Genomic DNA, 6,958 nt, shown 5'->3' with positions numbered 1-6,958 from the left:
CGGCACGGAGTTCATACAGCTGGACGTGCGCGACGGCGACGCCGTCCGCCGCGTCCTCACCGCGCTGCCCCGGCTGGACATCCTGGTCAACAACGCGGGCGGCGCCCCCCACCGCCCGCTCGACCGGGCCGACGCCGCACGGCACCTGCGCGTCCTCGAACTCAACCTCCTCGCCCCCCTCACCGTGTCCCTCGCCGCGCACGACCACCTCCGCCGCAGCCGGGGCTCCATCGTGATGATCGGCAGCGTCAGCGGGAGCCGCCCCTCACCCGGCACGGCCGCGTACGGGGCGGCCAAGGCGGGCCTGGAGCACCTCGCCCGCTCGATGGCCGTGGAATGGGCGCCGGAGGTCCGCGTCAACACCCTCGTCGTCGGCATGGTCCGCACCGAGCGCTCCCACCTCCACTACGGGGACGCCGACGGCATCGCGGCCGTCGCCCGCACCGTCCCGCTCGGACGCCTCGCCGAGCCCACGGACGTCGGCGCCGCCGCCGTCTTCCTCGCCTCCGACGCCGCCGCCTACATCAGCGGGGCGAGCCTCCTCGTCCACGGCGGCGGGGAGCGCCCCGCGTTCCTGGACGCGGCCACCACGGAGGCCGTACGCGGTGACAAGGAGTCATGAGATGAGCGGAATCTGCGCGGGCCGGGTCGTCGTCGTCACCGGTGCGGGGCGGGGCCTCGGCCGCGCCCACGCCCTCGCGTTCGCCGCCGAGGGCGCCCGCGTCGTCGTCAACGACCTCGGCGTCGGCCTCGACGGCACGCCCGACGCCGACAGCCCGGCGGCCCGCGTCGCCGACGAGATCCGCGCGGCGGGCGGCCACGCCGTCGCCCACGCCGCCGACATCGCCACCGCCGCGGGCGCCGCGTCCCTCGTGACGGCCGCCCTGGAGACGTACGGCCGGCTCGACACCCTCGTCAACAACGCCGGCTTCCTGCGCGACCGGATGCTGGTCAACCTCGACGAGGACGACTGGGACGCCGTCGTACGCGTCCACCTCAAGGGCCACTTCCTTCCCCTCAGGCACGCCGCCGCGCACTGGCGCGCCGAGGCCAAGGCGGGCCGCGCCCCCGCCGCCCGGATCGTCAACACCGCCAGCGGGGCAGGCCTGCTCGGCTCCCTCGGACAGGGCAACTACAGCGCGGCCAAGGCCGGCATCGTCGCCCTCACCCTCGTCGCGGCCGCCGAACTCGCCCGCTACGGCGTCCAGGTCAACGCCATCGCCCCCGCGGCCCGCACCCGCATGACGGAACGCACCTTCGCCACCACCATGGCCGCGCCCGCCACCGGCTTCGACGCGATGGCCCCCGAGAACGTCTCGCCCCTGGTCGTCTGGCTCGGCTCCGCCGCGAGCGACGGCGTCACCGGCCGCGTCTTCGAGGCGGAGGCCGGCCGCATCACCGTCATGGAGGGCTGGCGCCCCGGCCCCACGGCCGACAAAGGGGCCCGGTGGACCCCCGCGGAGGCGGGGGAGAGGGCACGGAAACTGCTGGACGAGGCGGAGCCGCCGGGACCGGTGTACGGGACGACGTAGGCCGCCGCGCAGAGGCCGGACTACGTGTCGCACTCCAGCACCGTCCGGCACAGCCCGCACCGCGCCCGGACCCGCCCCCGCACCGGCACCCTGATCCGCTGAAGGCAGGTCGGACAGGCGAACGTCACCCGCAACGGCCCCGGCCCCTCCGGCACGAAGGCGTACGGAGCACTCGCCGCGGCGACGGAGGCCGGGGCTGTCGCAGCCTCCTGCGCGTGCCGCCGGTCACGCGCGTAACGCCGCCGCCCCGCCCACCCCGCGGCCGTCAGCGGCGGCTGCCGCTCGTCCAGCCGGGCCCGCTCCCTGCCCTTCACGTACGCCGTGTACGCCTGCGCGCTGGTGAACCACGTCGACGGATCCTCGCCGAACAGCAGCGCCCGCTTGGCCAGGACGTACCCGAACTCCTCCGGCGTCAGATACCCCAGCTTCTGCGAGGACGACGCGTCCTCCCGGTAGGCGTCGAGGAGCAGCCACCCCGCGCCCAGATAGGTGGTGGCCGTGTCCGTGAGGATCTCGTTGTCGCGGGTGCCGGGGAACGCCAGGTCCACCCGGTGCAGGAAGACGTGCATGATCTCGTGGGCCAGGGCCGCCCCGATGTCGCGACGGTGGGTACGGAACCGGTCGTTCAGCTCGATGAAGTACTCGGGCCCCGCCGTCAGTTCGACGTTCGCCGCGTGCTCCATCTCCCGGAACCCGACGATCATCCGGGCGTCCGGCAGCCGGAAGTGCCGCACGAGCTCCCGAGCCACCCGCTGCGTCCCCAGATGCAGGTCGTCGGTGTCGCAGAACGCCACGTCCACCGGGGCCACGCTGGTGGCGAACCGGTGGACGGTGTCGTGGGACAGCCGTCTGTACAGCGCGGTGACGGCGTCCCGCACTGTGTCCAGGTGCGGATAACCGTGCTCGACCGGTCCGCCGTTCGCCACGCCCATACCCCCAAGACGCCGTGCAGCCGCTTCCACTGTACGAGGATCCGGCGCCAGGCATCCCGCCGCGGCGGCCCCGCGCCACGACGCACTAGGGTGAACGCCCATGACCACCAGCCACACCGGAACCGCTGACGTCGACCCCGCCGTCGTCGAGGAACTCGCCCGGCTGCGCAACAGCATCGACAACATCGACGCGGCCGTCGTCCACATGCTCGCCGAGCGCTTCAAGGCCACGCAGCAGGTCGGCCACCTCAAGGCCCGCCACCAGCTGCCGGCCGCCGACCCGGCCCGCGAGGCCCGGCAGATCGCCCGCCTGCGCAACCTCGCCGAGAGCGCCAAGCTGGACCCGGCGTTCGCTGAGAAATTCCTCAATTTCATCATCGCCGAGGTGATCCGCCACCACGAGCGCATCGCCGAGGACGCCGTCCACGGCACCACCGCCTGACCTCGGGCGTCTCGCCCGGACCAGGCCCCATCCGCCGCGCACGGCAGCCCCGGACCCCGCCGGGGCGCGCGCCCCGTGTGCGGAGGCGGGTACACCGTGCGTCATCCGACCGGCACCCGGCGTCAGGTTTCGGGCATAAGCTGGTCGTCCCATCGCGGGAGGGACGTCGGTCATGCCGCCGGATGCCAGGATCCTGATCGTGGACGACCACCAGGACACGCTGTACGCGCTGGAGAACGTCCTGGCCCCGCTGGGCCACCGGATAGCCCGCGCCACCAGCGGCGACGAAGCGCTCAAGCAGGTGCTGCGCGGTCGCGTCGGCCTCCTCGTGCTCGACGTGCGCATGCCCGGCGTCAGCGGTCTGGACGTGGTCCGCTACCTGCGGCGCCTCGAACAGACCCAGCACATCCCGGTCGTCCTCCTCACCGGCTTCGGCCCCGACCAGGAGCTGACCTCCACCGCCTTCGGCCTCGGCGTGGCCGACCTCGTCATGAAACCGGTCGACCCGCTGGCCCTGCGCACCAAGGTCCGCTACCTCTACGACGCCCACCAGCGCTACCTCACGCTCCAGGAGGAGACCCTCGCCCTGCGCGCCCGGGTGCGTGACCTGGGCGCCGAGCGGCCGGACACCCGACTCCCCGTCCAGCGCGACGTCGAGGCGCGTGCGAGCGGTCCGAGGACCCCCAGGGCCACCCCGACGGCCCCCGGAGAGCCGGTGCGCCGGGCGCGCTGAAGAAGCGGAACCGCCTCCTCCCGGCGCACGCGCGAACCGGAGGACAAACGGCGCGTACCGATCCGCCCCTGTGCCCGGCCTGCGGCATCGGGCAGCATGGCCTGCATGTCCGTACTGACGCGCGACGAAGCGCAGACCCGTGCCCAGCTCCTCGACGTCCACCGCTACACCATCGCGCTGGACCTGACGACCGGGGACGAGACCTTCGAGTCCCTCACCGTGATCCGGTTCGCCGCGCGCACGGGCGCCGACACCTTCGTCGAGCTGAAGCCGGCCGAACTGCGTTCCGTCGTCCTCGACGGCGAGAGCCTCGACCCGGAAACCCTGGACGACAACCGGCTTCCCCTGAAGAACCTCGCCGCCGGCGAACACGAACTGCGGATCACCGCGAGCATGCGCTACTCCCGCACCGGCGAGGGCATGCACCGCTTCACCGACCCCGCCGACGGCGAGACCTACGTCTACACGCAGATGTTCATGGACGACGTGCAGCGCGTCTTCGCCGCCTTCGACCAGCCCGACCTGAAGGCCGTCTTCGAACTGTCGGTGACGGCCCCCGAAGGCTGGACCGTCCTCGCCAACGGCATCACCGAGCACCTCGGCGAGGGACGCTGGACGGCCGCCCCCACCCCGCTGATCTCCACCTACCTCGTCGCCGTCGCCGCCGGCCCCTGGCACACCGTGCGCACCGAACACCGCGACCTGCCCTTCGGCATCCACTGCCGCCGCTCCCTCGCCCCCCACCTCGATGCCGACGCCGACGAGATCCTCGACGTCACCCGCGCCTGCTTCGACCGCTACCACGAGAAGTTCGAGGAGCCCTACCCCTTCGACTCCTACGACCAGGCCTTCGTCCCCGAGTTCAACGCCGGCGCCATGGAGAACCCCGGCCTCGTCACCTTCCGCGACGACTTCGTCTACCGCTCCGCCGTCACCGACACCGAACGCCAGACCCGCGCCATGGTCATCGCGCACGAGATGGCCCACATGTGGTTCGGCGACCTCGTCACCCTCAGGTGGTGGGACGACATCTGGCTCAACGAGTCCTTCGCCGAGTACATGGGTTACCAGACCACCGCCGAGGCCACCCGCTTCACCGACACCTGGACCGAGTTCGGCGTCGTCCGCAAGGCCTGGGGCTACGACGCCGACCAGCGCCCCTCCACCCACCCCGTCGCCCCCGAGAACGTCGAGGACACCGCCTCCGCGCTCCTCAACTTCGACGGCATCTCCTACGCCAAGGGCGCCTCCGCGCTCCGCCAGCTGGTGACCTGGCTCGGCGAGAAGGACTTCCTCGCCGGCATCAACACCCACTTCGCGCGGCACAGGTTCGGCAACGCCAGCCTCGCCGACTTCATCGACTCCCTCGCCTCCACCACCGAGCGTGACGTGCACGCCTGGGCCGACGCCTGGCTGCGCACCACCGGAGTCGACACCCTCACCCCGGCCGTCACCACCGAGGCCGGCACCTGCGCCCTCACCGTCGAGCACACCGGCAGCCGCCCGCACCGCATCGCCGTGGGCCTGTACGACCACGACCTCTCCGACGATGAAGGCCGCCTCACCCTGCGCGAACGCCTCGACGTCGACGTCCCGCAGAGCGCGCCGCAGCCCATCGGCAAGCCCCCCGCGCTGCTCCTCCTCAACGACGGCGACCTCACCTACACCAAGGTCCGCTTCGACGCCGCCTCCGCCGAGGCCGTCGGCACGAGCCTGTCCCGGCTGCCCGACCCGCTCACCCGCGCGGTCGTCTGGAACTCCCTGCGCGACGCCGTCCGCGACGGCGAACTCGCCCCCGGCGCCTACCTGGAGACCGCCCGCACCCACCTCCCGCGCGAGACCGACCTGGCCCTCGTCCAGGGAGTCCTGGCCTTCGCCTCCGCCCAGGTCGCCGACCGCTACCTCACCCCCGAGGAGCGACCCGCGGCCCTCGCGACCCTCGCCTCCCTGTGCCGCGACCTCATCCGCCGCACCGAGGATGGCGACCACCCCGGCCTGCGCCTGATCGCCGTACGCCACTTCATCGACGTCGCCGCCCACCCGGAGACCATCACCGCCTGGCTCGCCGACGGCACCGTCCCCGGCGGACCCGAACTCGACCCCGACCTGCGCTGGCGCGTCCTCGCCCGGCTCGCCGTCCTCGGCGCCACCGACGAGGCCGCCATCGCCGCCGAGCTGGACCGCGACCCCTCCGCCAACGGCCGCGAGGGCGCCGCCCGTTGCCGCGCCGCCCTGCCCGACGAGGAGGCCAAGCGCACCGCCTGGTCCGCGATGTTCGACAGCGACGACCTCTCCAACTACCTCTTCACCGCCACCGCCCAGGGCTTCTGGCAGCCCGAACAGGCCGACCTGGTACGGCAGTACGTGCCCCGCTTCTACGAGGACGCGGTCGCCGTCGCCGCCCGCCGCGGCCCCGCCATCGCCGACGCCGTCGGCCGCTGGGCCTTCCCCGCGTACGCCGTCGACGCCGAGAACCTCACCCTCGGCGAAACCTGCCTGCGCGACGCCGGCCCGACCCCCTCCCTGCGCCGCAAACTGGCCGACCAACTCGACGACCTCGCCAGGGCCCTGCGCGTGAGGGAGGGCGAAACCCTCTAGCCCTCCCACTTTCGGGTCCAAAAACCCGTACAGCCGGGGCGCGTCGCCGCAAGCACCGACAAACTGGGACTCCTCACCTCCGGAGGAGCCCATGCGCACCCCGCCCCTCGCCTCGGGCCCTGAAGGCGCCGACGCGCTACGCCCGTTGCTCGCCGACATCCTCGACGCGCTGGACGCCGGTGCCCGCGTCCGGGGCGGCCCGCTGCCCGCGGGCGGCCCCGCCGCGGTGGCCGCCCGGGTGCGCGCGGCGGTCGGCGAGATCCTGCCGGAGCGGGGCGACCCGGCCGCCCCGCACACCCTGGTCCGGATCCTCGCCGAGGGCTCCGCCGACCCGGCACACCCCCTGTGCGCGGCGCATCTGCACTGCCCGCCGCTCGCTGTCGCGGCCGCCGCCGACCTGGCCGCCTCCGTCCTCAACCCCTCCCTGGACTCCTGGGACCAGGCCCCGGCGGCCTCGGAACTGGAAGCGCTCGTCACCCGCGCCCTCGCCGCCGAGGCGGGCCTCGCGGACGCCCTCGTCACCACCGGTGGCACCGAGTCCAACCACCTCGCCCTCCTGCTCGCCCGCGAGCGGCTCGGCCCCGGCGTACGCCTCGTCTGCGGCGCCAACGCCCACCACTCACTGCCCCGCGCCGCCTGGCTCCTCGGCCTGCCCGACCCCGTCGTCGTCCCGGCCCCGGCCGGCACCCTCGACCCCCTCGCCCTCGACGAGGCCCTCGCC

The 6,958-nt window shown here is 73.6% G+C and carries 6 protein-coding genes and 1 pseudogene; 6 read left to right on the top strand and 1 reads right to left on the bottom strand.

What is annotated here, in order from left to right; all coding sequences use genetic code 11:
• Both BZL64_RS03095 and BZL64_RS03090 read left to right on the top strand, forming a co-directional pair.
• Window positions 1-622: SDR family oxidoreductase (locus BZL64_RS03095; protein ID WP_086765881.1), on the top strand; the 622-nt coding region annotated here is incomplete at its 5' end.
• 1 nt (window position 623) lies between these two features.
• The gene (locus BZL64_RS03090; protein ID WP_086765879.1) at window positions 624-1,532 is read left to right on the top strand and encodes an SDR family oxidoreductase; all 909 of its coding nucleotides are present in this window, start codon (window positions 624-626) and stop codon (window positions 1,530-1,532) included.
• Between the two features lie 20 nt (window positions 1,533-1,552).
• Here the strand turns inward: BZL64_RS03090 and BZL64_RS03085 are convergent, their stop codons facing one another.
• Complete coding sequence (locus BZL64_RS03085; RefSeq protein ID WP_086765883.1) at window positions 1,553-2,458, bottom strand: hypothetical protein; 906 nt, start codon at window positions 2,456-2,458, stop codon at window positions 1,553-1,555.
• A gap of 106 nt (window positions 2,459-2,564) precedes the next feature.
• Between BZL64_RS03085 and BZL64_RS03080 the strand changes: the two genes are divergently transcribed.
• From BZL64_RS03080 to BZL64_RS03065, 4 genes and pseudogenes are all read left to right on the top strand, one after another.
• A complete protein-coding gene (locus BZL64_RS03080; RefSeq protein ID WP_086765877.1) occupies window positions 2,565-2,906 on the top strand; it encodes a chorismate mutase in 342 nt (113 codons plus the stop codon).
• A 172-nt stretch (window positions 2,907-3,078) separates the two neighbouring features.
• On the top strand, window positions 3,079-3,639 hold the full coding sequence (locus BZL64_RS03075) for a response regulator (protein ID WP_086765875.1): 561 nt from the start codon (window positions 3,079-3,081) through the stop codon (window positions 3,637-3,639).
• A gap of 105 nt (window positions 3,640-3,744) precedes the next feature.
• Window positions 3,745-6,237 (top strand): aminopeptidase N, encoded by a 2,493-nt coding sequence (gene pepN, locus BZL64_RS03070; RefSeq protein WP_167396083.1) that lies wholly within the window; start codon window positions 3,745-3,747, stop codon window positions 6,235-6,237.
• Window positions 6,238-6,328: 91 nt separating this feature from the next.
• Window positions 6,329-6,958 (top strand): annotated as a pseudogene (locus tag BZL64_RS03065) (aspartate aminotransferase family protein); the annotation flags it as partial.

The organism is Streptomyces bobili (assembly GCF_002154575.1).
Taxonomy (GTDB): domain Bacteria; phylum Actinomycetota; class Actinomycetes; order Streptomycetales; family Streptomycetaceae; genus Streptomyces; species Streptomyces bobili.
This window is presented reverse-complemented; position numbering and strand designations above follow the sequence as displayed.